General features: G+C 68.9%; 20 protein-coding genes. 11 read left to right on the top strand and 9 right to left on the bottom strand.

All coding sequences use genetic code 11. The features are described from left to right. Positions 1–7 precede the first annotated feature (7 nt). Positions 8–1111, bottom strand: a complete 1104-nt coding sequence (locus AC3WSN_RS14985; protein ID WP_492538942.1) for a COX15/CtaA family protein — start codon at positions 1109–1111, stop codon at positions 8–10. A gap of 185 nt (positions 1112–1296) precedes the next feature. Between AC3WSN_RS14985 and AC3WSN_RS14980 the strand changes: the two genes are divergently transcribed. Further along, complete coding sequence (locus AC3WSN_RS14980) at positions 1297–1503, top strand: DUF2842 domain-containing protein (RefSeq protein ID WP_492538940.1); 207 nt, start codon at positions 1297–1299, stop codon at positions 1501–1503. Between the two features lie 86 nt (positions 1504–1589). Continuing rightward, positions 1590–1952 (top strand): hypothetical protein, encoded by a 363-nt coding sequence (locus tag AC3WSN_RS14975; protein WP_492543124.1) that lies wholly within the window; start codon positions 1590–1592, stop codon positions 1950–1952. Positions 1953–1967: 15 nt separating this feature from the next. Here AC3WSN_RS14975 and AC3WSN_RS14970 read toward each other — a convergent pair whose 3' ends face one another. Continuing rightward, positions 1968–3029, bottom strand: a complete 1062-nt coding sequence (locus AC3WSN_RS14970) for a polysaccharide deacetylase family protein (RefSeq protein ID WP_492538938.1) — start codon at positions 3027–3029, stop codon at positions 1968–1970. 249 nt (positions 3030–3278) lie between these two features. On the opposite strand from AC3WSN_RS14970, the gene AC3WSN_RS14965 reads away from it, so the two are divergent. Further along, positions 3279–4463, top strand: coding sequence for a GNAT family N-acetyltransferase (locus AC3WSN_RS14965; protein ID WP_492543122.1), 1185 nt, complete (start codon positions 3279–3281; stop codon positions 4461–4463). 109 nt (positions 4464–4572) lie between these two features. Here AC3WSN_RS14965 and AC3WSN_RS14960 read toward each other — a convergent pair whose 3' ends face one another. After that, on the bottom strand, positions 4573–6798 hold the full coding sequence (locus AC3WSN_RS14960; protein WP_492538936.1) for a GumC family protein: 2226 nt from the start codon (positions 6796–6798) through the stop codon (positions 4573–4575). Positions 6799–6986: 188 nt separating this feature from the next. Here AC3WSN_RS14960 and AC3WSN_RS14955 point away from each other — a divergent pair, with 188 nt between their 5' ends. After that, positions 6987–7565 carry a polysaccharide biosynthesis/export family protein gene (locus AC3WSN_RS14955; protein ID WP_192707826.1) on the top strand — a complete coding sequence of 193 codons (579 nt, stop codon included), beginning with the start codon at positions 6987–6989 and terminating at the stop codon, positions 7563–7565. Between the two features lie 16 nt (positions 7566–7581). Here the strand turns inward: AC3WSN_RS14955 and AC3WSN_RS14950 are convergent, their stop codons facing one another. Further along, on the bottom strand, positions 7582–8217 hold the full coding sequence (locus AC3WSN_RS14950; RefSeq protein WP_492538935.1) for a hypothetical protein: 636 nt from the start codon (positions 8215–8217) through the stop codon (positions 7582–7584). A 186-nt stretch (positions 8218–8403) separates the two neighbouring features. Then, the gene (locus tag AC3WSN_RS14945) at positions 8404–8652 is read right to left on the bottom strand and encodes a hypothetical protein (protein ID WP_192707766.1); all 249 of its coding nucleotides are present in this window, start codon (positions 8650–8652) and stop codon (positions 8404–8406) included. 268 nt (positions 8653–8920) lie between these two features. Between AC3WSN_RS14945 and AC3WSN_RS14940 the strand changes: the two genes are divergently transcribed. Continuing rightward, complete coding sequence (locus AC3WSN_RS14940; protein WP_192707767.1) at positions 8921–9136, top strand: hypothetical protein; 216 nt, start codon at positions 8921–8923, stop codon at positions 9134–9136. Positions 9137–9155: 19 nt separating this feature from the next. On the opposite strand, the gene AC3WSN_RS14935 is transcribed toward AC3WSN_RS14940, so the two are convergent. Further along, entirely contained in the window at positions 9156–10205 is a 1050-nt protein-coding gene (locus AC3WSN_RS14935) for a hypothetical protein (protein ID WP_192707768.1), read from the bottom strand. Between the two features lie 28 nt (positions 10206–10233). Further along, entirely contained in the window at positions 10234–13275 is a 3042-nt protein-coding gene (locus AC3WSN_RS14930; RefSeq protein WP_492538932.1) for a penicillin-binding protein 1A, read from the bottom strand. 157 nt (positions 13276–13432) lie between these two features. On the opposite strand from AC3WSN_RS14930, the gene AC3WSN_RS14925 reads away from it, so the two are divergent. The 5 genes from AC3WSN_RS14925 to AC3WSN_RS14905 all read left to right on the top strand — a co-directional run bounded on the left by AC3WSN_RS14925 (position 13433) and on the right by AC3WSN_RS14905 (position 20222). Continuing rightward, entirely contained in the window at positions 13433–15100 is a 1668-nt protein-coding gene (locus tag AC3WSN_RS14925) for an alpha-amylase family protein (RefSeq protein ID WP_492538930.1), read from the top strand. 88 nt (positions 15101–15188) lie between these two features. After that, complete coding sequence (locus AC3WSN_RS14920) at positions 15189–15833, top strand: MBL fold metallo-hydrolase (RefSeq protein WP_192707771.1); 645 nt, start codon at positions 15189–15191, stop codon at positions 15831–15833. Positions 15834–15838: 5 nt separating this feature from the next. After that, positions 15839–16801, top strand: a complete 963-nt coding sequence (locus AC3WSN_RS14915; RefSeq protein WP_492538928.1) for an aldo/keto reductase — start codon at positions 15839–15841, stop codon at positions 16799–16801. Between the two features lie 178 nt (positions 16802–16979). After that, the gene (gene gyrB / locus AC3WSN_RS14910; protein WP_492538926.1) at positions 16980–19424 is read left to right on the top strand and encodes a DNA topoisomerase (ATP-hydrolyzing) subunit B; all 2445 of its coding nucleotides are present in this window, start codon (positions 16980–16982) and stop codon (positions 19422–19424) included. A 78-nt stretch (positions 19425–19502) separates the two neighbouring features. Beyond that, the gene (locus AC3WSN_RS14905; RefSeq protein ID WP_492538924.1) at positions 19503–20222 is read left to right on the top strand and encodes a methyl-accepting chemotaxis protein; all 720 of its coding nucleotides are present in this window, start codon (positions 19503–19505) and stop codon (positions 20220–20222) included. Between the two features lie 7 nt (positions 20223–20229). Here the strand turns inward: AC3WSN_RS14905 and asd are convergent, their stop codons facing one another. Continuing rightward, the gene (gene asd / locus AC3WSN_RS14900) at positions 20230–21129 is read right to left on the bottom strand and encodes an archaetidylserine decarboxylase (protein ID WP_492538922.1); all 900 of its coding nucleotides are present in this window, start codon (positions 21127–21129) and stop codon (positions 20230–20232) included. A gap of 32 nt (positions 21130–21161) precedes the next feature. Here asd and AC3WSN_RS14895 point away from each other — a divergent pair, with 32 nt between their 5' ends. Further along, positions 21162–22853: an aminotransferase class III-fold pyridoxal phosphate-dependent enzyme gene (locus tag AC3WSN_RS14895; RefSeq protein ID WP_492538920.1), complete on the top strand. Its 1692-nt coding sequence runs from the start codon at positions 21162–21164 to the stop codon at positions 22851–22853. A gap of 46 nt (positions 22854–22899) precedes the next feature. Here the strand turns inward: AC3WSN_RS14895 and AC3WSN_RS14890 are convergent, their stop codons facing one another. Beyond that, positions 22900–23511 (bottom strand): hypothetical protein, encoded by a 612-nt coding sequence (locus AC3WSN_RS14890; RefSeq protein WP_192707777.1) that lies wholly within the window; start codon positions 23509–23511, stop codon positions 22900–22902. Positions 23512–23561 lie beyond the last annotated feature (50 nt).

Here is a 23561-nt window from a genome sequence, read left to right as displayed (position 1 = left end):
CGAAAGCCTAGATCCCGCGCCCGGCCAGTCCTTCGAACCCGAGCGGCAGCCCGGCCGCGGCCGGCTGAACCCGCCCGCTCCCGCGGCTGAGGCGGGCGTGAACGGTCGCCATTGTCAGGATCGCCATCGCCAGAACCTGATGAGCGAGCGCCGCCCAGAGCGGCACCGCGAGCAGGAGCGTTGCGACCCCGAGCCCGGCCTGCACTAGCGCCAGGACCGCGACCCCCGTCGCCCGGCGGGCAACGCCGGCCGGGCCCGCCAACCGGGCATCGACCGCGTGCACGATCGCGACCAGGATGACGAGATAGGCCGTCATTCGATGGTCGAACTGCACCAGCGCGTGATTGTCGACGAAGTTCTCGATCCACGGACGGATGGCGAAAAGGCTGTCCATCGGTGGCACCAGAGCGCCGTCCATCGTCGGCCACGTGTTGTAGACGAGGCCCGCATGCGATCCCGCGACGAGACCGCCCAGGAAGATCTGCAGCAGGAACAGGACCGGCAGCAGCGCGGCGCCGGCGCGGAGGCGCGGCGCGGCCGGCGCCAGGACGCCGCCGCGCTCGCCAGCCGCGAGCCAGACGAGGCCGGCCAGAATCAGGCTCGCGGTCGTCAAATGCAGGGCGAGCTTGAGGGGCGCCACCGCGGTCATGCCGGGCTGGAGACCGGACGCAACCATAATCCAGCCGATCGCCCCCTGCAATCCGCCGAGCACGCCGAGGCCGAGCAGACCGAGGCCGAGGCGACGGCTGATCCGGCCCTGCCACCAGAACACGATCAGCGGCAGGAAGAACACGAGGCCGATGAGCCGGCCGAGCAGGCGATGGCCCCATTCCCAGCCGTAGAGCACCTTGAAGGCGGAGAGCCCCATCCCCTGGTTGAGGATGTTGTATTGCGGCGTGTCCTTGTACTTGGCGAACTCGGCGGCCCAATCCGCCTCCGAGAGCGGCGGGATGGCGCCCGTAACGGGACGCCACTCGGTGATCGACAGGCCCGACCCGGTCAGCCGCGTGGCGCCGCCCACCGCCACCATGGCGATCACGAGAGCCGCGACGATGTAGAGCCAGGTCCGCACGGCCCCCGATCGCTGATCGCCCGCGAGTCTCATGACCATCCAAAATCCTTCTGCGGAGACCGGGACGCCCCGGCCGCAGCGCCCGGGTTAGGGGATGCGCGCCCCGCCAGCAACGTCGGCGGCGCCGCAGCCTGCGGCAGCGGGCGCGTTGCCAACCGAACCGCGGAACGGTAGCCGTCGAGCCACAGCGCCGCCGCGCCGGTCGCGAGCTTCCGGAACCTGCCATGCGCCGCCGCACCCGTACCCTGATCGGCACCCTCGCGATCCTGGCGTTCGTCTGCCTCTACGGACCTCTGGCGATGACGCTGGCCGACAGCCGGATTGCCGAGACGCCGACGGTTGTTCAGGCCGTGCTGTACTCGATTCTGGGGATCGCCTGGATTTTCCCGCTGATGCCGCTGATCCGATGGATGGAGCGGCCGGATCGCTGAGCCGGACAACTCGATTTTGCCGCACTCGGGCGCCACAGGTCTTCCGGTCCGCCTCCGAGACCTCCCCCTCCGTGTACCGCTCGTCCATGCGCCTCAAGCCTCTGGCTGCCTTCGTCGTGCTGCTCGCCCCTCTGCCGGCCCTGGCGCAGGGGACACCCCGGTCGATCGGTGAGTGCGAGAGGCTGAAGAACGACCTCGCCTACAACCAGTGCCTCGCGATGTTCGGCCCGGCGGCCAAGAACGTGGCGGGCGGCTACGCCTCGGCGGATTTCGCCGCGGCACCGGCCGTGACACCCGCAGCCACACCTGCGGCCGCGATGGCGGAGCCGATCCCGCAGATCGACGAGGCGGCCGAACCGACCACATCCGGCCGGCGGCGCTACCGGTCGCATCGCGGCCGGCAATACGCCTCATTCTCCACGGGTTACCGGCATCGACGCCGGCGGTAACGGGAGCGGCTATCCTCAGGCGACGTTCAGGCGCCGGCCGCGATTCCAGGCCAGGAACGGCACACCCGACAACAGACCCGCCAGCGCCGCTCGCGTCTGGTGACACCCGTTTACCGAGACCCGCGGCAGGGCGTGCAGGTGATCGGCATGCGCGGCGAAGAGGTGGCCCGGACGGGTGGTCACCGCGGTCGCGAAGTCCATGTCCCGGGCAAGTGCGAATTCCCGCGGGCCGGCCGAGCCCGGATCCCCGACCGGGAAGGACAGGTGCCGCACGGACCGTCCCAGCTCCATTTCGATGCGGGAACGTCCGTCGGCGATTTCCCGCGCGGCCGTGTCAGCCCCATGCTTGGCCAGCATCGGGTGGCTGACCGTGTGCGCCCCGATCGTGACCGCCGGATCCTGCGCCAGATCGCGCAATTCCGCCCAGGACAGGCACAGCTCGGACGCCACGCCACCCGCCTGAAATCCGGCTCGGCTGCAGAGGTCGGCGATCCGTTCGAGGAGATCGGCCTCGCTGCCTCGGCGCAGATCGCGGTAGACCGCGTCGAAGGCGAGCGCCTTCTCCTCCGGGCTTCGGGCCGGAAGGTCCAGCGCGCGCGATCCGATGCCGAAGCGCACGTGATCGAGGCGCGCGATGGCGCGCTCCAGCTCGATCCACCACAGGCGGCCGCTCTGGTCTGCGAAGGCGCTGGTTACGAACAGGGTCCACGGGGCGCCGTGGCGCGCGAGCACCGGGCGGGCGTGCTCGACATTGTCGCGATAACCGTCGTCGAACGTCAGCACAGCGAAGGGTGGCCCGTAATCAGGCTTGGCGAGACGCTCCGGCACGGCGTCGAGGCCGATCACGTCGAAGCCGCGCGCGTCGAGCTCGCGCAGGGTCAGGTCGAGGAACTCGGGTGTGATCCCGAGCAGCCGATTGGGTGCGAAGGCCGGCGCGGGGTCCGGGCTGACATGATGGAACGTCAGGATCACGCCCAGACCGCGGGCCGCCGAGGACAGCCACCGATCCGCCCCGAGGGCCTGGATGGTGCGGAACCCGGTCGCGAAGACCCGATGCTTGGTACGCGACGACAGCATGGTCCTGAACCGATCGGGCGGAGCGGCCCGGATCCGCGAAGCCTTGGCGCGTTGCAGTAAAGAAACCTGAAATTACCGCCGCGCCGCGGTCCATGACGGAAGGACTTATTAGCCAAAGTGCCGATTATTCGGCGCTTGCACGAGTTGAAGCGGACTTCGGCGGCACGAGGTCACGGCCTGTTCAGCGCAGCCCGGACAGGGTCCGTGTTCGACAATGGATCGCGCGCGGTCCGACAGGGGATCGGCACCATGGCGGTCGGCGTCCAGGCGACGGGAACGGGCATGATCGACGCGCGAACGGGCGGCGCGCTGGTCGCCGAGATCGTCCCCGATCTGGCAGCGGCCGAGGCGCTCTGGCGCCGCCTCGAAACCGATCCGGCGAGCCTCCAGACCCCTTACCAACGGTTCGACTGGACGAGCGCGTATCTCCGCGGGACCGGGCACCTCGACACGGCGCGCGTCGCGGTCCTGCGTGACGCGGCCGGCCGGGCGCGGATCCTGCTGCCGCTGACGCTGCGGCGCAGGCTCGGCGTCTGCGTGGCGCAAACCATCGGCGACACCCATGCGAACTACCAGATGCCGCTGTTCGCGACCCGCGACGCAGCTGCGATCCCGCACGGCGCGATCGTCGGAGCCTTGGTCCAGGCCGGTCGGCAAGCCGGCATCGATGTCTACGCGCTGCGGCATCAGCCGCGCATGTGGGATGGTGTCGCCAACCCACTGGCGCTCTGGGGCGAGCCGGAGGCGAGCGATGCCTACGGGCTGATGCTCGGTCCGGATCCCGAGGGGACCGTCCGCCGCGTGTTCAGCGCCGACGCCCGCAAGAAATTGCGCTCGAAGGAGAAACGCCTCGTCGAGACCAAGGGCGCGATCGTGTATCGACGTGCCGAGACGACCGAGGAGGCGGCTCGCTTTCTGGCGGCGTTCTACGCCCAGAAATCGGCACGGTTCGCTGGAATGGGCATCGCCGATCCCTATGCCGACCCGTCGATCCAGGCCTTTCTCGAGGCAGCGGCTTCCGGTGTGGATCCGGCGCTCGAAATGCACGCGCTGTGCTTGGCCGAGAGCGGCCGGGTGCTCGCGACCTTCGGGGGTGCCGTGAATGAGCGGCGATTCAGCGGCATGATGACCGCGTTCGACGCCGATCCCGAGATTGCCCGATGCAGCCCGGGCGACCTGCTTCTGCAGCATCTGGTGCGCGATCAGACGGCGCGCGGCCGGCAGGGCTTCGATCTCGGCGTCGGCGAGGCCCGATACAAGGCCAGCATCTGCGACGAGACGATCAGCCTCATGGAGGTGATGATACCGGTCACCGTCGTCGGGAGAACCTACGCCGCCGCGCGGCGGAGCCTCACGCGCACGAAGCGCCGGATCAAGCGCGATCCGCGGCTGTATGCGGTTGTCCAGCGTCTGCGGTCACTGCGACGGTCCTGAAAACCGCGATCGTGGATGTCTGGGGAAGGGCTTCGCCTTCGACGTTGTCCGCCCCGCGTGCCTCATGCCTGACGACGGCGGCTCAGGCGGCCCGCGCGCTCCGCCGCACCTAGGCGGCGTTGAGGCGCAGTTCGGACCGCGGATCCCCGTTGGCCACCTCCGGCACTGCGGGACGATCCTGGGCCACCAGGATCTGCCCGGCGCCGGCCTCCTCGGCGATGGCGTAGAGATCCCCCAGGGCCGGATCCTCCGCTGAGGCGTTCGAGGCGATGACCACACTGTCCATGTAGCCGGCCACGAGCTCCAGCAGATCGACGGCGCCCGGAGCGGCGTGGAGCTGGCAGACGACCCAGTCATAGGCCTCGGCCATGGCCTCGAAGGTCAGCGCCAGGGCGTCCGGTTCGTCGAAGAGCACCGTCATGGCGCGTTGACCGGCCTCGATGCGATGGAGACCTCTGTCGCGGCGCGCCTGGATCACGTCGAGGAAGGCGGCCTCACCGGCGACGAGATCGGTGAAGCCGAGCTTCGGATCCGCGCCGACCGGCATATTCAGATCGACCGCGACGAGGCTGCCGACCTCGCCGAAGGCCCGGGTCAGAGCCTCGGAGAGCCCGTGCGCACCGCGCGTCTCCTCGGTCTCCATGATCAGCACCAAGCGCCCGGAGCGCGTTTCCTCGCCCCGCGGACCGGACGTGATCCGCCCGATCAGCGGGGCCAGGTCGAACCCTTCCGCGAGCGGAGCGGGCGCTTTCGGATGCACGGCGGAAGCCTGGCTGCCGTCCGCCTTCCCCGACCAGCGCGCCAGCGACATCGCCTCCGGGAAGGCGAAGTCGGGGCGCTCCAGGACCGGCTCCCGCCGCGCATGATCGTCCGCCGGTTCGAAAGCGGCGTCGCGCTCGGCCGCGTTCCGAGCGGATTCCGCCAGCAGGGCGCGGGCGAGGATGCCGCCAGCCGCGAGCATCAGGGTCAGCAGCGTGGCGAAGCCGATGATCGGCAGCTTCTTCGGGAAGGACGGCAGCTCCGGGGTGACCGCCCGCGACACGATGCGGGCATCGGCCGGCGTGGCGCTCTCGCCGTCGCGCGCCGCCGCCTCGCGGTAGCGCGACAGATAGGATTCGAGCTGGTCACGCTGCGCCTTGGCCTCGCGCTCAAGGGCGCGAAGCTGGATCTCGTTGGAGTTGCCGCGCACGACAACCTCCTGCTGGCCGTCCACGGCCGCCTGGAGGCTCTCGACACGGGCACCCGCGATCTTCGCATCGTTGTCCATCGTGCGCACGACGCGCTCGGCGGACGCCTTGATCTGCGCGTCGAGGTCTTCGAGCTGCGCGTTCAGCTCCTTGATGCGCGGATGGGCCGGCAGCAGCGTGCGCGACTCCAGAGCGAGCTGGGCGCGCACCGTGATGCGGTTCTCGACGATGCGCCGGATCACCTCGTTGTTGGCGACATCCGGGATCTCGAAGGCGCGCCCGTCCTTGATCAGGTCCTTGATGGCCTTCACCTTGCCGGCGAGATCGGCCTTGAGGATCCGGGCCGCGGAGAGCTGGCTCGAAAGCTCGCCAAGTTGCTGGGCCGTCAGGGGCCGGCCGGTCGCACCGGTGCTGCCCACGAGGCCGTTCTTGGCGCGGAACGCCTCGACCTTCGCCTCGGCCTCGGCCACGCGTTTGCGCAACCCGTCGATATTGCCTCCGAGCCACGTCGAGGCATACCGGGCGGTATCGACCTTATCGGCCTCGAGCGAGCCGATGTAGAGCTGGGCGATGGTGTTGGCGCCATCTGCCGCGAGCTTCGCATCCTTCGACCGGAACTCGATGGTCAGGATGCGGGACTTGCCGGCCGGGTAGACCAGGAGGTGGTCGAAATAGGCGTCGAGCACCCGATCTTCGGCCGGACGGTCGAGGGGGTTGGCGCCGACGCCGAGCATCATCAGGACACGCTTCACCGGCCCGATGCTGTCCGCGCCCGGATCGAATTCCGGATTGCCGACCAGCTTCAGCCGGCGGATCGCCTCCCGGGCGAGGTCGCGCGACATAACGACTTGGACCTGGCTCGCCACCGCCTGCTCGTCGATGGGCGCCAGCTGCTCGCCGCGTTCCTGCGTGGTGCGAGCGAAGGCCGGATCGCGGCTTTCGAGGAGCAGCTTCGCTTCGCCGGTATAGCGCGGGCTCACCACGTTGACGAAGACGCTGGCCCCCAGCGCCACCACGAGGGTTGGTCCGACGATCCATCCGATCGAGCGGCGCAGGATGCGCGGCACCTGAGCGAGGCTTAGGCCTTCCTCCGCGCCGGGCTGGGTCCCCGGAACGACGTGGATCGAGCGTTGACGGATACGGGACATGCGGACGCTCTGGACACGGAGGCAGGCCGGGCGGCCATCGAAGCCATCCGCCGCTATTAGTGGATGTTAAGGTTGCTCAAGAGTTAAGGCACCGATTCTGCGGCCGAGTGCGGTCGAGGCCGCCGACTTGATCAAGTTTCATTAACCTTAACGGCCTACACCACGCCGCAACCGCATCCATGACGGCGATGGTGATGAACCGGCGCGCTCTGCTCCTCTCACTCGGCACGACTCTGGCGCTCGGCGGCTGCCTGCGCCCGACCTTCCGTACCGATGAACTCGATGCCACCGGCACCGGGTCAATCGCCGCGCGCTACACGCTGGCCGCGGGCGACAAGTTGCGCGTCATCGTGTTCGGGCAGGACAATCTGTCGAACATCTACGCGGTCGACGGTGCGGGGCGGATCGCGATGCCGCTGATCGGCACCGTTCAGGTCGGCGGACAGACGACCGGCCAGGCCGCCAAAGCCATCGAGGCCAAGCTGGCCTCCGGCTTCGTGCGCGAGCCGCACGTGACCGTGGAGGTCGATAGCTACCGGCCGTTCTACATCCTCGGTGAAGTCACCACCTCCGGCCAATATCCGTTCGTGAACGGCATGACGGTGGAGACCGCGGTCGCGATTGCGGCGGGTTTCGGGCCGCGGGCGGCCAGGGATTACGCCGTGCTGACCCGCGATACGAGCGGGAACCTCGCGTCCGGCATCGTGCCGATGACCTACCCGGTCCGCCCGGGCGACACGATCGTGATCAAGGAACGGTTCTTCTGAGCGACGATCCAAGCGTTCACTGAGCGCTCTGCCACGGGTTGATCACCCGCATGGCCGTTCTCTCGGCGGGAATCGGCGTCGCGACCGGTGACGCGGCCTTGCTCGATTGGGCGATCATGCGGCGCGCCGCTTGAGCCGGAGTCGCGCCGACCGGCGTGAACAGGCCGGCCAGAACCTTCCGGGTGCCCTTGCTGACGTAGCGCGAGGTCTGGATGGGCTCGAAATCGCGGATCGCGTGGCGCTTGTCGGGTTCGCCCGTGAACACCCGGGCGCCCGAATTCAGGACCACGATATCGCCGGGCCGAAGCGTCTCATCCTTCAGCAAAGCCGCCGTGGCTCCGCCCTTCATGTCGATCGACACCTGACGCGGGCTGACGTCGGCTTCCTTGACGCGGATTCGCACCGGCAACGCCGCGTAACGGGTCTGGAAGTGCCGCCGGGCGGCTCCGAGCCGCGGCGTGTAACGACGGCTGTAGGAGGGCGCATAGGCCGGAGCCGGAGACGGTGCCGGCTGCGCCTGTTGTGGCGTTGGCCGTGCGCCGAACAGCATCTCCAGGAAGCCCACCTCGGCCGCCTGGGCGCGGATCGCGGTCCCGGCGAGAAGCCCCGCAGCGGCGATGACAGCCAGCATGCTGCTCGTGCGAAGCCTCATAGCGTCCTCCGGATACGACGCCCGACGCGAGCATCCGACCCTCAACCGCAAGCTGCGCGATCGGGTTCCGGAATATTGCCGCTGTGCTGAGGCTCGAAGAGATGTTGTGCCGACAGTCGGGTATTCGACAGATCGGCTCGGCGATCGATTGTGCCAGATCGGCAGCGTTGCGCGCCCGATCCGCCTTCAGGCCGGAGCGGATTGCTCGCCTTCGCCGATGCAGTCGAGGGCGCGCTCGACGGCGCTGACGGCGTCGAGGAGATGCTGGACCGTGCGCTCCACCTCGAGGGCGGGACGGCCCATCGCGGCGGCACGGGCGCTGACATCCTCGAGCTGCTCGAGAAGGGTCAGCAGATCACCGGCGACGGTCACGACTTCGCAGCGGGCGAGCCGGGTGACGGGCGGGCGCGGTCGGAAGGGCAAGACGTTGCTCATTGCCGAGGGTTGTCGCCCGAAAGGACCCGGATTCGCCAGAGGGGGAGGGCCGTGCTCAACACGATTGCCGCCCCCTATCCGCGGTTAAGCGGAGGCAAGGTGGATTTTCCGTGGCCGCTGCGCATCGGAGGCGGCAGAACGAATTTACGGTTGGCGGCCGCCCTTGACGGATCCTTCCGGGCTCTGACCATGCGGAGGCGTCCCCAATTTCGGCACCGGCCAGGCGATACCAATCCATCGTCGGACCCGGCACCTGTCAGGATCCAGAATGCGCCTCACCCTTCTCGCCCTCACCGTGCTGACGATCGGCGGCCTCGGCGCCTGCGCCACCGACGGCCCGGATTCCCGCAGCGGCCTCGCCGAGAGCTTCAACCTCGACAATTACCGGGCCTCCGGCAACACCAACGGCACCCAGACCCGCCGCGACGTGAACCGCGCCTACACGCAGCCGACCCTGCCGACGATTGGCAACCGCGGCATGTGAGCGAGGCTCGGCGGGCGCCTCACCGCTTGGCGAGGGCGTCGGCGAAGGTCGTGATCCGGTTCCGCGCGTAGACCGGCAGGCCGGCGCTGATCGAGTTGCCGGTGTTGAAGCTCGAATTGCCCATCAGCACCTGCGCGGGGAGCAGGTTCTTGAGCACGGGCACGCGCGCGTACTCGGCCTTGCGGTCGAGGACGTCGCCCTTGATCGCCAGCGCCATGTAGGTCGTGACCACCGTCTTGGTCGGATCGTTCGGCATCGGCTGGAACACGGCCAGGAACTTGCCGAAGCGCAGGATCTGGTTGACCCAGAAGATGGTCTGCTCGAGCCCACCGGTCACCGAGGTGTCCACCTTGGTGAGCGCCTTCAGCGGCGCGCCCTGATCGGGCCCCAGCACCCTGAGCTCACTCTGGAACGAGACGTACTCGGCGATCTTCTTGGCCGAGCCTTCCTCGAGCTTGTTGGCGAGCTTCACGCCGAGCGGCAGCTTGCCTTCGAGATCGTAGCGGGACTCGATGCAGGCGCCCGCGCCCTCGCACCAGGGACGGTCGGGCCGCTTGGCAAAAGACGCGGCCGGATCCTTGTTGGGCGTGACGTCGGATACCGACACGGCGCGGTGCTTGATCGCCGGATCCATCTTCTGGACGAAGGCGAGGTTGGCAAAGGACGCGATGTCGATCGCCTCCGGGGGACGCGGAACGATGAAGCGTCCCTCCGCCACGTAGATCTTCAGGGTCTCGTGCCGTGGCTTGGTCACGCCGTTCACCGTGACGGTGTAGTCGGGCTCCTTGTAGCCGGGGTAGGGCGCGAGCGCCGCAGCTTCGGCCGGCCGGGCCTTCTGCCAGTCGAGATACGGGATCAGGCCGTTCTCCGGCGCGGTCGGGTTGTCGCGATGATCCGTGAACAGGATCTGGCCCGGCTTGATCGTCGCCGGATCGACGGCGGAGACCGAGGGCACCTCCTTGATCCGCTCGGATCCCGGCGCCGCCGTGCTGGCCGCGAGCGTCTGGGCGCAGACCGGAGCGGCCGCCATGAGGGCGAGGGCGAGGGCGGCAGGAAACTGCGTTCGCAACGGGGTTCTCATCACTGGGAGCGGGCGGTCAGTAGCCGGGATCTTCGCCGAACAGGTAGTCCGGATCGCGGCGCCGCGGCCGACGGACCTCGTCATCGCCGAAGGGCGTGCGCGTGGTCTGGCCCGGCCAGGGCTTGTAGCTGTCCCTGTAGGGATCCTGGCCATAGGGGTCCAGATCACCCTGCGCACGGCGGCTGCGCGGCGCTGCCGGACGCTCGCCGAACGGGTCGAGCAGATCGGGGCGCGCCCGCTCGCCAGTCATGTTGCCATAATAGTCGCCCGTGACGCTGGCGCCGTCCTCGCCGCCATTGAGGTCGCCATCCTCGGCATCGGGGCGCATGGCGTAGAGCGTCTCGCGCGGCACGAGGCGGTACTGCGTGTCGGCCATCTTGCCGTCTCCGCTGGTGCGGAAATGCTCGAGGAAGCCGCCGCCCGCGACCCGCACGCCGCTGCGCGGATCGACGGCCATGTCGGCGATGAACGGCCGGGCCTCGGAGGAGGGTCCCCGCAACGGCGTCTTCGCGACCCCGTTCGCCCACGCCGCCTGGAGGATCGTCGAGGCGATCGGGACGGAGACGTGGCCGCCGGTCTGGCCGCGGCCGAGCGTCTTGCGGCTGCCGTCGGCATTGTCGTAGCCGACCCAGACCACGACGGTGATCTCGTTGGTCAAGCCGGCGAACCAGGCGTCGTTCTCGTTCTCCGAGGTGCCGGTCTTGCCGGCCACGTACGGCGAGAATTTCGCCAGCGCCGCGGCCGTGCCGTGCTGGGTCACGCCCTGAAGCATGGTCTTGAGCTGGTAGAAGGCAACGCGATCGGCCGAGCCGATGCGGACGGGCTCGCGGGCCGCGTGGGTGTAGAGCGCCTTGCCGTCGCGCTCCACGGATTCGAGCGCGTAAGGCGCCGGCCGTGCGCCCTCGTTGGCGACGGCCGCGTAGAAGCCCGCGAGGTCGAGCATCCGCACCGGCTGGGCCCCGAGGACGAAGGGATAATAGGGCTCGCACTCAGCGTAGATCTGCGCCTCCAGGGCGATGTCGCAGACCCGCTTCAGGCTCGCCGGCGCCTTCGGGGCGATGCCGCCCTGAAGCAGGCGCGCCGTGACGAGATTCTTCGAGAATTCGAGGCCGCGCCGCAGGGTCGTCGGCCCGGATCCGCCGCCCTCGTAATTCTTCGGCGACCACGAATCGCCGGCCCCGCCGATCGGCGGCAGGGTGACGGGCGAGTCCAGCACCAGGGTGTTGGGCTGCAGACCGGCATTGAGGGCCGCCAGATAGGTGAGCGGCTTCAGCGTCGAGCCGGGCTGGCGCACGGTCTGGGTGACGCGGTTGAGCTGGCTCAGTGGGTAGGAGAATCCGCCGGCCATGGCGAGGATCCGGCCGGTCTGATTCTCCAGCACCAGCGCGGCGCCCTGGACGGTGGGCCGCACGCGGATCTGGGCGCGCAGGCCGCCCTTGCCGCCGGAGAGCTTCACCCGCACCACGTCGTAGGGCTGCAGCCGTCCGCGGGCGATTCCCGGATCCAGGCTGGCGATGCGGCCGTCGGCGAGCCCGACCCGGACCGCGCCGCGTCCTGTCTCCAGCACCACCGCCATCGGCCAGCGGACGTCGTAGAGCACCGGGCGCGCGCTCTCGAGAGCGCGCAGCCATGCCGGCTTCGGCGCCGGAATCGCCGCGGCGGCGGCCTTCTCGGCCTTCAGGGTCTTGGCATCCGGCTTGACCGCGTCAGACCGTGCACCGGTGACACCCGGCGCAGCCTGGGGCGATCCCTCCGGCGCCGGTGTCGCGGCCTGGATGCGCCGGACGCTGTCGGCGAGGTTGAGCTCAGGGCCCGTGTAGGTCTGCCGCCCCGTCCCGCGCTCGTAATTCGCGAGCCCGTCCTGAAGCGCCTCCTCGACCGCCCGCTGCAACCCGGCATTGATCGTCGAGCGAACCGTCATCGAGCCGGAGGTCAGGGAATCCACCCCCGCGAAGGTGCGCGCCTCCCGGTTGAGAAAGTCGACGAGGTAGAAGCCGGAATAGCGCCGCGCCGTCTCGATCGGCTTCAAGCCGAGATCGGACTTGATGGCGGCGTTCATCTCGGCTTCCGTGATCGTGCCTTCCTCCTTGAGCCGGGCCAGCACGTAGGCGCGCCGCTCCCGCGCCCGGTCCGGGTATTTGTCGGGGCTGTAGAAGTTCGGGCCCTTGGGCATGCCGGCGAGCAGCGCGGCCTCCGGCAGCGTCAGCTGTCCGACCGGCTTCCCGAAATAGCTCTCCGCCGCCATCTCGATGCCGTAGGCGCCGCGCCCGAGATAGATGCCGTTGAGGTAGAGCCCGAGGATCTGCGGCTTGGTGAGAATGCGCTCCAGCCGCGACGCGACGATCATCTCGCGGATCTTGCGCTCGTAGGTGACGTCGTCGCCCACCGACAGGTTCTTCACCACCTGCTGGGTGATGGTCGATCCGCCCGCGGGCCGGCCCGGCGAGGCGAGATTGCCGATGAAGGCGCGGATCACGCCGCGCTCGTCGATGCCGTGGTGGCTCTCGAACCGCTTGTCCTCGGCGGCGATGAAGGCCTTCTGCACCAGTGTCGGGACCGTGGTGATCGGCACCACGATTCGCCGGCCATTCGGCTCCGAAGCCTCGGCGAAGGGTTTGCCGGCCCCGTCGAGGATCCGGGTCATGCCGGGCAGCGCCTTGTCGCGCAGGGCCTCGGCGCTCGGTAGGTCCTTGGTCGCGTTGTCGTAAAACTCGATGACCGCTTTCGCGTCGAACGGCGAGTTCGGCGGGTTCTCACCCTTGCAGAACTGCTTGTAGCTCGTGTTGAGCTCGTTCAGATCGAGCCCGTGAAGGATCTTGGGCGCCGACGGCCCGGCGACGCTCGACGGATCCTCCATCGCGGTGGTGATCAGCTCGTCGAGATTGATGTCCTCGATGTCGAAGGCCTTGCGCATGTGGGCGCAGCCGTCGCGCAGCAGGCGTACCACCTCGGGCCCGTCGGTGGCGGGATCGAACTGGGTCCGGACCGCGTCCGGACGGGTCGTGACCTGGCTCAGCGTGAGGGCGGTCGCGAACAGCTTGATCAGGATGGCGTTCATGCGGGCCGGATTCGGGGGCGCAACGGAGCGGGCGCGGACCTTCCGGGCACGCGCCTGAACAGGGCGTGCACAACGCGGCTGTTTTAAGGACGCGGCGAACGGCAACGCTTTCGCGGCGTCCCACGTTCGTCATGCGCGCAGTCGCCGGGGGGCCCGCATGATCACCGACCTGTGGTACAAGAACGCCGTCATCTACTGCCTGTCCGTCGGCACCTTCATGGACGCCAACGGTGACGGGATCGGCGACTTTGCCGGGCTCGAGCGCCGCCTCGACTACATCCAGAGCCTCGGCGCCACCGCGGTGTGGCTGATGCCGTTCCAGCCCTCGCCCAAGAAGGACGGCGGCTACGACATCGCCGACTATTACGGGGTCGATCCGGATTACGGCTCGCTCGGCGATTTCGTCGCCTTCACCCACGCCGCCAAGCAGCGCGGCCTGCGCGTCCTCATCGATCTCGTGGTCAACCACACGTCGGACCAGCATCCCTGGTTCCAGTCGGCCCGGTCCGACCCGGACTCGCCGTTCCGCGACTGGTACGTCTGGTCGAAGGAGCGCCCCGCCAGCGCCGACGAAGGCATGGTCTTCCCCGGCATCCAGAAGACGACCTGGACCTACGATGCCAAGGCCAAGGCCTGGTACTTCCACCGCTTCTTCAACTTCCAGCCGGATCTGAACACCGCCAATCCCGAGGTCCTGGCCGAGATCCTAAAGATCATGGGATTCTGGATCCAGCTCGGCGTCTCCGGCTTCCGCATGGATGCGGTGCCGTTCGTGATCGCCGAGAAGGGTGCCGATGTCGGCGGCAAGCCGCGCGAGCAGTTCGAGATGTTGCGCGACCTGCGCGAGTTCCTCCAGTGGCGCCAGGGCGACGCGATCATCCTGGCGGAAGCCAACATCCTGCCGAAGCAGGACCTCGACTATTTCGGTGACGACGCCGACCGCATGCACATGATGTTCAACTTCCAAGTGAACCAAGCAACCTTCTACGCCCTGGCGGCGCATGACGCCCGGCCGCTCGTCAAGGCGATCGAGCAGACGAAGCCGCGCCCGCTCTCGTGCCAGTGGGGCATCTTCCTGCGGAACCACGACGAGCTCGATCTGGGGCGCCTGACCGGCAAGCAGCGGCAGGCCGTGTTCGACGCGTTCGGTCCCGAGAAGGGGATGCAGCTCTACGATCGCGGCATCCGCCGCCGCTTCGCGCCGATGCTGGCCGGCGATCCCCGCCGCATCCGGCTCGCCTACTCGCTGATGTTCACGCTGCCGGGGACGCCGGTCCTGCGCTACGGCGACGAGATCGGCATGGGCGACGAGCTGTCGCTCAAGGAGCGGGACTGCGCCCGCACGCCGATGCAGTGGACCAGCGAGCACCAGGCCGGCTTTTCCACGGCCGCGCGCACCGTGCTGCCGCTGATCGACCACGGGCCCTATGGCTATGCCCACGTGAACGTCGCCGATCAGCGCCACGAGGAAGGCTCGCTGCTCAACTGGATGCAGAGCATGATCCGGCAGCGCAAGGAAGCGCCTGAGATCGGCTGGGGCGACGTCGTCGCAATGGAGACGGGACTCCCGTCGGTGCTGGCGCTCCGCTACGAATGGCGCGGCAACGCCATCCTGTGCGTCCACAACCTCGCACCGGAGCCGGTCGAGGTCGCCATCGTATCCGGCAAGGACGATCCCGAGCACGATATCCTCGTCGATCTGCTCACCGGCGCCCGAAGCGAGGTCGGCGAGGACGGCCGCCACTGCCTGTTCCTTGAGGGCTACGGGTATCACTGGTTCCGGGTCGGAGGTCTCGACGCGCTACTCAAGCGGCGGCCCGCCTGAGCGCCTGCTTGCGGGTGGGCCCGGCGCCGCGATCGCGCTATCACAGACGGGACCGCGCCCGCCGGGCGCCATCAGGACAGATTTTGCGATGCCAGGAACGCCCCGCGCCGGGATCATCCCGGTCACGCCCTTCCAGCAGAACTGCACCCTGATCTGGGACGACGCCACCAAGGTCGGCGCCGTGGTCGATCCCGGCGGCGATCTGAACCGGATCGAGGCGGCGATCCGGGAGCAGGGCGTGCAGGTCGAGAAGATCCTGCTGACCCACGGCCATGTCGATCACGCGGCCGGCGCCGACGAGCTGCGCGAGCGCCTCGGCGTGCCGATCGAAGGGCCGCACCAAGCCGACAAGTTCCTGCTCGACTCCCTACCCGAGACGGCGGCGAATTACGGCCTGGGCGAAGCCCGGGCGGTGACGCCGGACCGCTGGCTCGACGAAGGCGACGCGGTCACGGTGGGCGGTCTCGGATTCGACATCCTCCATTGTCCGGGCCACTCCCCCGGGAGCGTGGTGTTCGTGAGCCGGGACGCGCGCTTCGCCCTGGTCGGCGACGTGGTGTTCAAGGGCTCGGTCGGCCGCACGGACCTGCCCGGTGGCAATCACGAGCAGCTGATCCGGGCGATCAAGGAGAAGGTCCTGCCGCTGGGCGACGACATCGCCTTCATCCCGGGCCACGGACCGACCAGCACGCTCGGCGAGGAGCGAGCCACGAACCCGTTCCTGCAGGATTGAGGACCATGGACAAGCGCCACATCGGCCGCTCCGACCTGACGGTCGCGCCCTTCTGCCTGGGCGGCAACGTCTTCGGCTGGACCGCCGACGAGACGACCTCCTTCGCGATCCTCGACCGTTTCGTCGAGCGCGGCTTCGACTTCATCGACACCGCCGACGTCTACTCGCGCTGGGTGCCCGGCCATGTCGGCGGCGAATCGGAGGCGGTGATCGGCCGCTGGCTCTCGGCGCGGCCCGGCGCACGGGACCGGATCGTGCTGGCCACAAAGGTCGGCATGGACCTGGGCGAGGCCGCCAAGGGCCTGTCGGCCCGGCACATCGAGCGGGCCTGCGAGGCCTCCCTGCGGCGTCTGCGGACCGACCGGATCGACCTCTACCAATCCCATCTCGACGACGCCGAGGTCCCACTGGAGGAGACCTTGCGGGCCCACGAGCGCCTGATTGCGGCCGGGAAGATCCGGGTCATCGGCGCCTCGAACTACAGCGCGGCGCGGCTCACCGAGGCGCTTGACATCGCGGCGTCGTCCGGCCTGCACCGCTACGAGTGCCTGCAGCCCGACTACAGCCTTGCCGAGCGCGGCTACGAGGCCGAGCTGGAGCCGCTCTGCCGCAAGGAGCAGATCGGCGTGATCGGCTATTTCTCGCTGGCGGCGGGCTTCCTGACGGGCAAGTACCGCTCCGCGCAGGACGCCGCCGGCCGTGCCCGCGAGAACCGCGTCGCCAAGTACCTCAACCCGCGCGGCCTGGCGCTGCTCGACGTGCTCGATTCGGTGGCGGCGGCACAGGGTGCGAGCCCGGCCCAGATCGCGCTGGCCTGGATCATCGCTCGGCCGGGCATCACCGCGCCGATCGCGAGCGCCACCACGGTGGCGCAGCTCGACGAGCTTCTCGGGGCCGCAAGCCTGACCCTGACGGCGGATGCGGTCGCCCGCTTGGATGACGCCAGCGCAGGCGGTATCCAGGGCTAACGCGGCGTTAAGCCGGGAGCGTCAGAAAAGCGAGGATCCGGTCCCGCCTTAAGCCGGTAAAATCGTGCAATCTCAACGCGGAACCCCTATATCAGGCGGACCAAAGAGAGCGCAGGCATGGGCGCCCGACGGCGCGAGTTCCTCCGTCGTGACAAAGCCCGCCTGCCCGAGGACATCCATGGCCGACACCCCACAGACCGAGCCCGCCGATTACGGCGCGGAATCCATCCGCGTGCTGAAGGGCCTCGACGCCGTCCGCAAGCGGCCCGGCATGTATATCGGCGACACCGACGACGGCTCAGGCCTTCACCACATGGTCTACGAGGTGGTGGACAACGCCATCGACGAGGCCCTGGCGGGGCACGCCGATCTCGTCACCGTCACCCTCAACGCCGACGGCTCGGTCACGGTGTCCGACAACGGCCGCGGCATCCCGGTGGACATCCACAAGGAGGAGGGCGTCTCTGCGGCCGAGGTCATCATGACCCAGCTGCACGCGGGCGGTAAGTTCGACCAGAATTCCTACAAGGTCTCCGGCGGCCTGCACGGCGTCGGCGTCTCGGTGGTCAACGCCCTGTCGTCGTGGCTGAAGCTGCGCATCTGGCGCAACGACACGGAGCACGCGATGGAGTTCCGCCACGGCGACGCCGTCGCACCCCTCGCGGTGGTCGGGCCCGGCAACGGTCGGCGCGGCACGGAGGTGACCTTCCTGCCCTCGACCAACACCTTCACGATGATCGAGTTCGATTACGGCACGCTGGAGAAGCGGCTGCGCGAACTCGCCTTCCTCAATTCCGGCGTGCGCATCGTGCTGACCGACGCGCGCCATCCCGAGAAGAAGCGCGAGGAACTCTACTACGAGGGCGGCATCGAGGCGTTCGTGCGTTACCTCGACCGCTCCCGCAAGCCGATCGACGGCATGACGAGCCCGGTGGTGGTGCGCGCCGAGCGCGACGGCATCCGGGTCGAAGTGGCGTTCTGGTGGAACGACTCGTTCAACGAGACGGTCCTGCCCTTCACCAACAACATTCCCCAGCGGGACGGCGGCACCCATATGGCGGGCTTCCGCTCCGCCCTGACCCGCCAGATCACCGGCTACGCCGATTCCTCAGGCGTCTCCAAGCGCGAAAAGGTCTCGCTCACCGGCGAGGATTGCCGCGAGGGGCTCACCGCGGTCATCTCCGTCCAGGTGCCGGATCCGAAATTCTCGTCGCAGACCAAGGACAAGCTCGTCTCATCCGAGGTCCGCCCGGCTGTGGAGAACGTCCTCAACGAGGGGCTGTCGACCTGGCTGGAGGAGAATCCAAGCCAGGCGCGCTCGGTGATGGGTAAGGTGGTGCTGGCGGCCTCGGCCCGCGAAGCTGCCCGCAAGGCGCGCGAGACCGTGACCCGCAAGGGAGCGCTGGACATCGCATCGCTGCCCGGCAAGCTCGCCGATTGCCAGGAGCGCGACCCGTCCAAGTGCGAGATCCTGCTGGTGGAGGGCGATTCCGCGGGCGGGTCGGCCAAGCAGGGCCGCGACCGGGCCTTCCAGGCGGTGCTGCCGCTGCGCGGCAAGATCCTGAATGTCGAGCGGGTACGCGCCGACCGGATGCTGTCCTCGGCCGAGATCGGCACGCTGATCACCGCGCTCGGCGCCGGCATCGGCCGCTCGTCCACCGACCGCGAGGGCTTCAATCCGGAGAAGCTGCGCTATCACCGCATCATCATCATGACCGATGCCGACGTGGACGGCTCGCACATCCGCACGCTGCTGCTGACCTTCTTCTTCCGGCAGATGCCGGAGCTGATCGATCGCGGTCACCTCTACATCGCGCAGCCGCCGCTCTACAAAGCCGAGCGCGGCCGGAGGGCGATCTACCTGAAGGATGAGCGCGCCCTTGAGGATTACCTGATCGACCAGGGTACTGACGGCGCGATCCTGCGCCTCTCGACCGGTGCGGAGTTCGCCGGTGCCCAGCTCAAGAGCCTCGTCGAGGAGGCGCGGACCTTCCGGAACATCCTCCAGGGCCTGCACACGCGCTACGACCGCGCCGTGGTCGAGCAGGCGGTCCTGGCCGGTGCCTTCGACGCCGAGGCGGCGTCGCGCGCCGGCGAGGCCGAGGTGCTGGCCGACATGACCGCGCGCCGGCTCGACGCCATCGCCGACGAGATCGAGCGCGGCTGGCAGGGCGAATCGTTCGAGGGCGGCTATCGCCTCAGCCGGACGCTCCGCGGCGTCCGTCAGGTGGCGACGCTCGACGCCGGCCTGATCACCTCGCAGGAAGCCCGCCGCCTGTCCGAGCGGGCCGATGCGTTCCGGGAGATCTACGGCGAGCCCGCCACCCTGATGCGCAAGTCCGACGAGACCATGCTTCACGGGCCCGTGGCCCTGTTCGAGGCCGTGATGGCGTTCGGGCGCAAGGGCCTGCAGCTCCAGCGCTACAAGGGCCTCGGCGAGATGACCGCCCAGCAGCTCTGGGAAACCACGCTGGACCGCGACGTCCGCTCGCTGCTGCAGGTCAAGGTGAAGGACGTGACCGATGCCGACGACCTGTTCGTCAAGCTGATGGGCGACGTCGTGGAGCCGCGGCGCGAGTTCATCCAAGAGAACGCGCTGAGCGTGGCCAATCTCGACGTGTAGAGCATAGCCCGTCAGTTCCGACGATCTGCGCCGCCGCTTCGCGACAAAGCGGCGGCGCGTCGCGTTTTCAGCCGGCCATTGCCCGCCGGACTGTGTTTCCGACGAGTTGTTCTAACGTCGGTGTCATCCAGCGTACAGACCGTGGCGGCAGCCAGTGAAGAACTGGCGGTTTCGATCGGCGCGATCAATGGCCAGATCGCTCGGTCCACCGACATGGCGGAACGGGCCGCCGCCGATGCCGCCGAGACGAACACGCTGGTGATGGGGCTGGCCGACGGCGCCGAACGGATCGGGACCGTGATCAGCCTGATCTCCGGCATCGCCGCGCAGACCAGCGTGCTCGCCCTCAACGCGACCATCGAGGCCGCCAGGGCCGGAGAGGCTGGGCAGGGCTTCGCGGTGGTGGCGGGCGAAGTCAAGGAGTTGGCGGCCCAGACCGCCAAGGCCACGGAGACGATCGCCGCACAGGTCGCGGCGATAAAAGGCGAGACCCACCGTGCGGTCGATGCCATCCAGGCCATCACGGCCGTGGTCCTGGATCTCAGGACGATTGCCGTCGGCGTAGCGGCCGCGATGGACGAGCAGGGGGCGGTCACGCAGGAGATCGTGCGCAACGTCAATCAGGCCGCGGACGGCACCCAGGCGGTCACGCTCAATATCGGCGCCGTGACCCAGGCCGCGGCGGAGACCGGCACCGCCGCAGCCCAGGTGCTGGAAGCCGCCTCGGACCTGTCACGGCAGTCGGGCGAACTCAGCACCGCGGTCACGGAGTTTCTGGCGGCGGTTCACGCAGCGTGACGGCTCCTCAGGCCGGACCGTCCGACAGGCGCATCAGAGGCTCGCCCATGCGCAGGCGCGCGCCCTCGCGCAGGGCCGGCCAGAGCGTGAAACCCGGCGGCGCCAGCACCACGATGGTCGATCCGTGCTCGAACCAGCCCATCTCCGCGCCCTTGCGGAGCCGGGTCGTGCAGGGGAGCGTCCGGCCTCTCGTAGACCGCAGATCGACCGCCACCGGGAGAAAGCCGAGACGCAGACCCGCGACCAGGATCGCGGCCACCGGGACCAGCGTGACGGGATGGCCGCGCTCGCCCACGCGCAGACGCAGAACCGCCCGCTCGTTGCGGCAGAACAGGGCCTCGACGCGCTTCAGCGCGATCGGGTTCACGTTCCAGGTGTCGCCCCAGATGTGCCGGACCGAATCGACGCTCAGGTCATGCGGTGCGTGGAAGCGATGGTACATCCCGGCGGTCAGGCGCAGGGTCGCGTAGGTGCCGCCCTCGTGAAGGCGCGACAGCGGCTCATCGCCGCCGAGCAGGTCCACGAGCTGGTAGGACAGGCCCTTGATCTGGTACAGGCGTCCCGCCTCAATCCGCCCGTGCGCACCCAGGATCGCGTCGCTCGGGCTCGTCAGGATCGCGGGATCGGCCTCGACCGGCCGGGCGCCGGGCCGCAGGGCGCGCACGAAGGCGGCGTGGAGGCTCGGGAACCGCGTGTCCCGCGCGTCGCTGAGATCGACGTCGCAGAACAGGCGCCACGTCGCGATCGAGAGATCGCGCACCCAGGGCTGCTCGATGCGGCTGAACCAGCCCATGAAGCGGGTGGCGAGGCGGCGCGGAAGGCGGTTGGTCAGAAGGAAGTTCAGATCCTCCTGCGCGCCCACGCGCGCAAGAGCCGAGCGCAGCCGCGATCCGGGAACCGTCATCATGCCGTGAACCGCCTCCGATAGGCCGCGGGGCGATGTCCGCCCTCCTCGCCGCCCTGTCCGCCACCACTGCCGTCGCGCTCCTGGCCCTGCCGCGGGCGGCGCAGCGCCTGCAGCTGTCCCGGGCGAAGCACCCTTCGCTCACCGGCCACGGGCGGATGGCGCGGCGCGTCGCGGGGCTGATCCCGCACTACGCCTATTCCGAGCACACCTTCTTCCGCTCCGACGATCCGGACGAGGCTGTGGCCCTGCGCCGCGAGGCGGGGTTCGCGCGGCTCGCCGACCTGTTCCGCGCGCGCTTCCCCCGGACCCGGGCCGAGACCGCAGCTGTGCGCGACGGCTTGTCGGACCTCCAGTTCACCGGGCTCTACCGGGTGCCGTTCCAGTATGCCCGGCACGTCCGCGATCACCTGGGCAGCGGCGCCTTCGCGGCCGCCGCCGAAGGCGTGACCGTCACGGATCTCGACGGGAACGTGTTCTACGACCTTGCCGGCTCCTACGGCGTGAACCTGTTCGGGGTCGATTTTTACCGCGCCTGCCTGGAGGAGGGGGCTGCGCGGGTCTCGGCCCTCGGCCCCGTGCTGGGCCCGCTCCATCCGGTCGTCACCGGCAACGTGGCGCGGCTGAAGGCGCTCTCGGGCCTCGACGAGGTGTCGTTCCACATGTCCGGCACCGAGGCGGTGATGCAGGCGGTGCGGCTCGCCCGCTATCACACCGGCCGGCGACGCATCGTGCGCCTGTGCGGCGCGTATCACGGCTGGTGGGGCGAGGTGCAGCCGGGCATCGGCAACCCGGTCCCGACGCGCGACACGCTGACTTTGACCGACATGTCCGATCGAACCTTGCGGGTGCTGTCGACGCGACGGGACGTCGCCTGCGTACTGGTCAACCCGCTTCAGGCCATGCATCCCAATGCCGGGGCGCCGGCCGATTCCGCGCTGGTCGACAGCGCCCGCAAGGCGGCCTTCGACCGAGCCGCCTACACACGGTGGCTGCACGAGCTGCGGGCGGTGTGCAGTGCCCGCGGCATTGTGTTGATCCTCGACGAGGTCTTCCTGGGATTCCGCTTGGCCCGCGGCGGTGCGCAGGACTATTTCGGCCTGCGCGCCGATATGGTCACTTACGGCAAGACGCTGGGCGGCGGATTGCCGGTGGGCGTCCTGTGCGGCCGCGCCGAGCTCATGCGGCGCTACCGGGACGACCGGCCGGTCGACATCTGCTTCGCGCGCGGCACGTTCAACGCCCACCCCTACGTGATGGGTGCCATGAGCGCGTTCCTCGACCGCCTGGACACGCCCGAGGTCGCCGGGCTGTACCGCGGCCTCGACGCGACCTGGGATGCGCGGGCGGCGCGCCTCAACGGAATGCTGGCGGAGGCGGGACTGCCGGTGCGGGTGGCCCACATGTCCACGGTCTGGACGGTCCTGTACACCAAGCCGTCCCGCTACAACTGGATGCTGCAATTCTACCTGCGCGCCGAGGGGCTGGCCCTGTCGTGGGTCGGGACCGGCCGGATGATCTTCAACCTCGCCTATGACGATGCCGCCTTCGCGGCCGTCGCGGACCGGTTCGTGGCGGCGGCGCGCGCCATGCAGGCGGATGGCTGGTGGGACGGGACGGCGCCCAGCGACAAGGCGATCCGCCGGTCGATCCTGCGCGAGGTCGCGACGGTCAGGCTGGGCAGGTTCGGCGGCTGGTTGGGGTTGCGCGCGCCGAACCAGACCTGATCCGAGCGCGCCGGGCCGGTACACGGCCCGGCGCACGGATACCCGTTCAGGCGCCGCGCTCGTGCGGCTCGTGATCCTCGACCCACTCGCCGTGCAGCAGCGCCAGGGGCGCCTTGTGGTAGAGCTTGATGTCGTGGAACGGGTCGGTGAGAATCTTCGTCACCCACACCAAGCCGGTCTGCATGTCGCGCTGGACGAACAGCTGAACCATGCGGAACAGCAGGCCCGCCAGGGCGAGCCACAGCCAGATCCAGCCGATATTGCGGATCAAATCGGTCGTGGTCTGATGCGGCGCGATCAGGCCGAACAGGCTCGGATCGAAGTAGAGCGGCAGAGGCGAGAGGGCCCAGATCGCCAGCAGCACGATCTTGCGCTGAAGGTTGTAGCCGACCTTGATCTCCTCCTTGTGCTCGTGGGTGGCCGCGTTGACGTGATCATAGCCCTTCGGCTCGAAGAACAGATGACCCGCCTGCCGAGAGGTCATGGCCACCAGCCAGCCGATCAGCGCGGCCGTCGCCGGATCCTTGAACGCCAGCGCATACGCCACCAGGAAGCTGATCGCGCTGACCACGTGCAAGCTCTGGTTGACGCGGTTGTGGTGATAGTAACGGTGGTCGTCCCAGCGCTGGACGCGCAGCGCCTCCAGAAAGCTCGCCATGATGTGCTTCCCCGATCGGATGGTTGTGGGCTGGTAAGAAGTTTCGTGCC

This window comes from Methylobacterium sp. FW102-HT35C08 (genome assembly GCF_058790235.1).
The sequence above is the reverse complement of the archived record's forward strand: the minus strand, read 5'-3'. Positions and strand labels throughout refer to the sequence as shown.

Excerpts from the sequence above, each read along its gene's own strand:
- AC3WSN_RS14920 (WP_192707771.1), top strand. The coding sequence starts at position 15,189 with ATGCCAGGAACGCCCCGCGCCGGGATCATCCCGGTCACGCCCTTCCAG.
- gyrB (WP_492538926.1), top strand. The coding sequence starts at position 16,980 with ATGGCCGACACCCCACAGACCGAGCCCGCCGATTACGGCGCGGAATCC.
- AC3WSN_RS14955 (WP_192707826.1), top strand. The coding sequence starts at position 6,987 with ATGGTGATGAACCGGCGCGCTCTGCTCCTCTCACTCGGCACGACTCTG.
- AC3WSN_RS14895 (WP_492538920.1), top strand. The coding sequence starts at position 21,162 with ATGTCCGCCCTCCTCGCCGCCCTGTCCGCCACCACTGCCGTCGCGCTC.
- AC3WSN_RS14940 (WP_192707767.1), top strand. The coding sequence starts at position 8,921 with ATGCGCCTCACCCTTCTCGCCCTCACCGTGCTGACGATCGGCGGCCTC.
- AC3WSN_RS14930 (WP_492538932.1), bottom strand. The coding sequence starts at position 13,275 with ATGAACGCCATCCTGATCAAGCTGTTCGCGACCGCCCTCACGCTGAGC.
- AC3WSN_RS14985 (WP_492538942.1), bottom strand. The coding sequence starts at position 1,111 with ATGGTCATGAGACTCGCGGGCGATCAGCGATCGGGGGCCGTGCGGACC.
- AC3WSN_RS14950 (WP_492538935.1), bottom strand. The coding sequence starts at position 8,217 with ATGAGGCTTCGCACGAGCAGCATGCTGGCTGTCATCGCCGCTGCGGGG.
- AC3WSN_RS14915 (WP_492538928.1), top strand. The coding sequence starts at position 15,839 with ATGGACAAGCGCCACATCGGCCGCTCCGACCTGACGGTCGCGCCCTTC.
- AC3WSN_RS14945 (WP_192707766.1), bottom strand. The coding sequence starts at position 8,652 with ATGAGCAACGTCTTGCCCTTCCGACCGCGCCCGCCCGTCACCCGGCTC.
- AC3WSN_RS14975 (WP_492543124.1), top strand. The coding sequence starts at position 1,590 with ATGCGCCTCAAGCCTCTGGCTGCCTTCGTCGTGCTGCTCGCCCCTCTG.
- AC3WSN_RS14960 (WP_492538936.1), bottom strand. The coding sequence starts at position 6,798 with ATGTCCCGTATCCGTCAACGCTCGATCCACGTCGTTCCGGGGACCCAG.
- AC3WSN_RS14970 (WP_492538938.1), bottom strand. The coding sequence starts at position 3,029 with ATGCTGTCGTCGCGTACCAAGCATCGGGTCTTCGCGACCGGGTTCCGC.
- asd (WP_492538922.1), bottom strand. The coding sequence starts at position 21,129 with ATGATGACGGTTCCCGGATCGCGGCTGCGCTCGGCTCTTGCGCGCGTG.
- AC3WSN_RS14965 (WP_492543122.1), top strand. The coding sequence starts at position 3,279 with ATGGCGGTCGGCGTCCAGGCGACGGGAACGGGCATGATCGACGCGCGA.
- AC3WSN_RS14890 (WP_192707777.1), bottom strand. The coding sequence starts at position 23,511 with ATGGCGAGCTTTCTGGAGGCGCTGCGCGTCCAGCGCTGGGACGACCAC.
- AC3WSN_RS14980 (WP_492538940.1), top strand. The coding sequence starts at position 1,297 with ATGCGCCGCCGCACCCGTACCCTGATCGGCACCCTCGCGATCCTGGCG.
- AC3WSN_RS14925 (WP_492538930.1), top strand. The coding sequence starts at position 13,433 with ATGATCACCGACCTGTGGTACAAGAACGCCGTCATCTACTGCCTGTCC.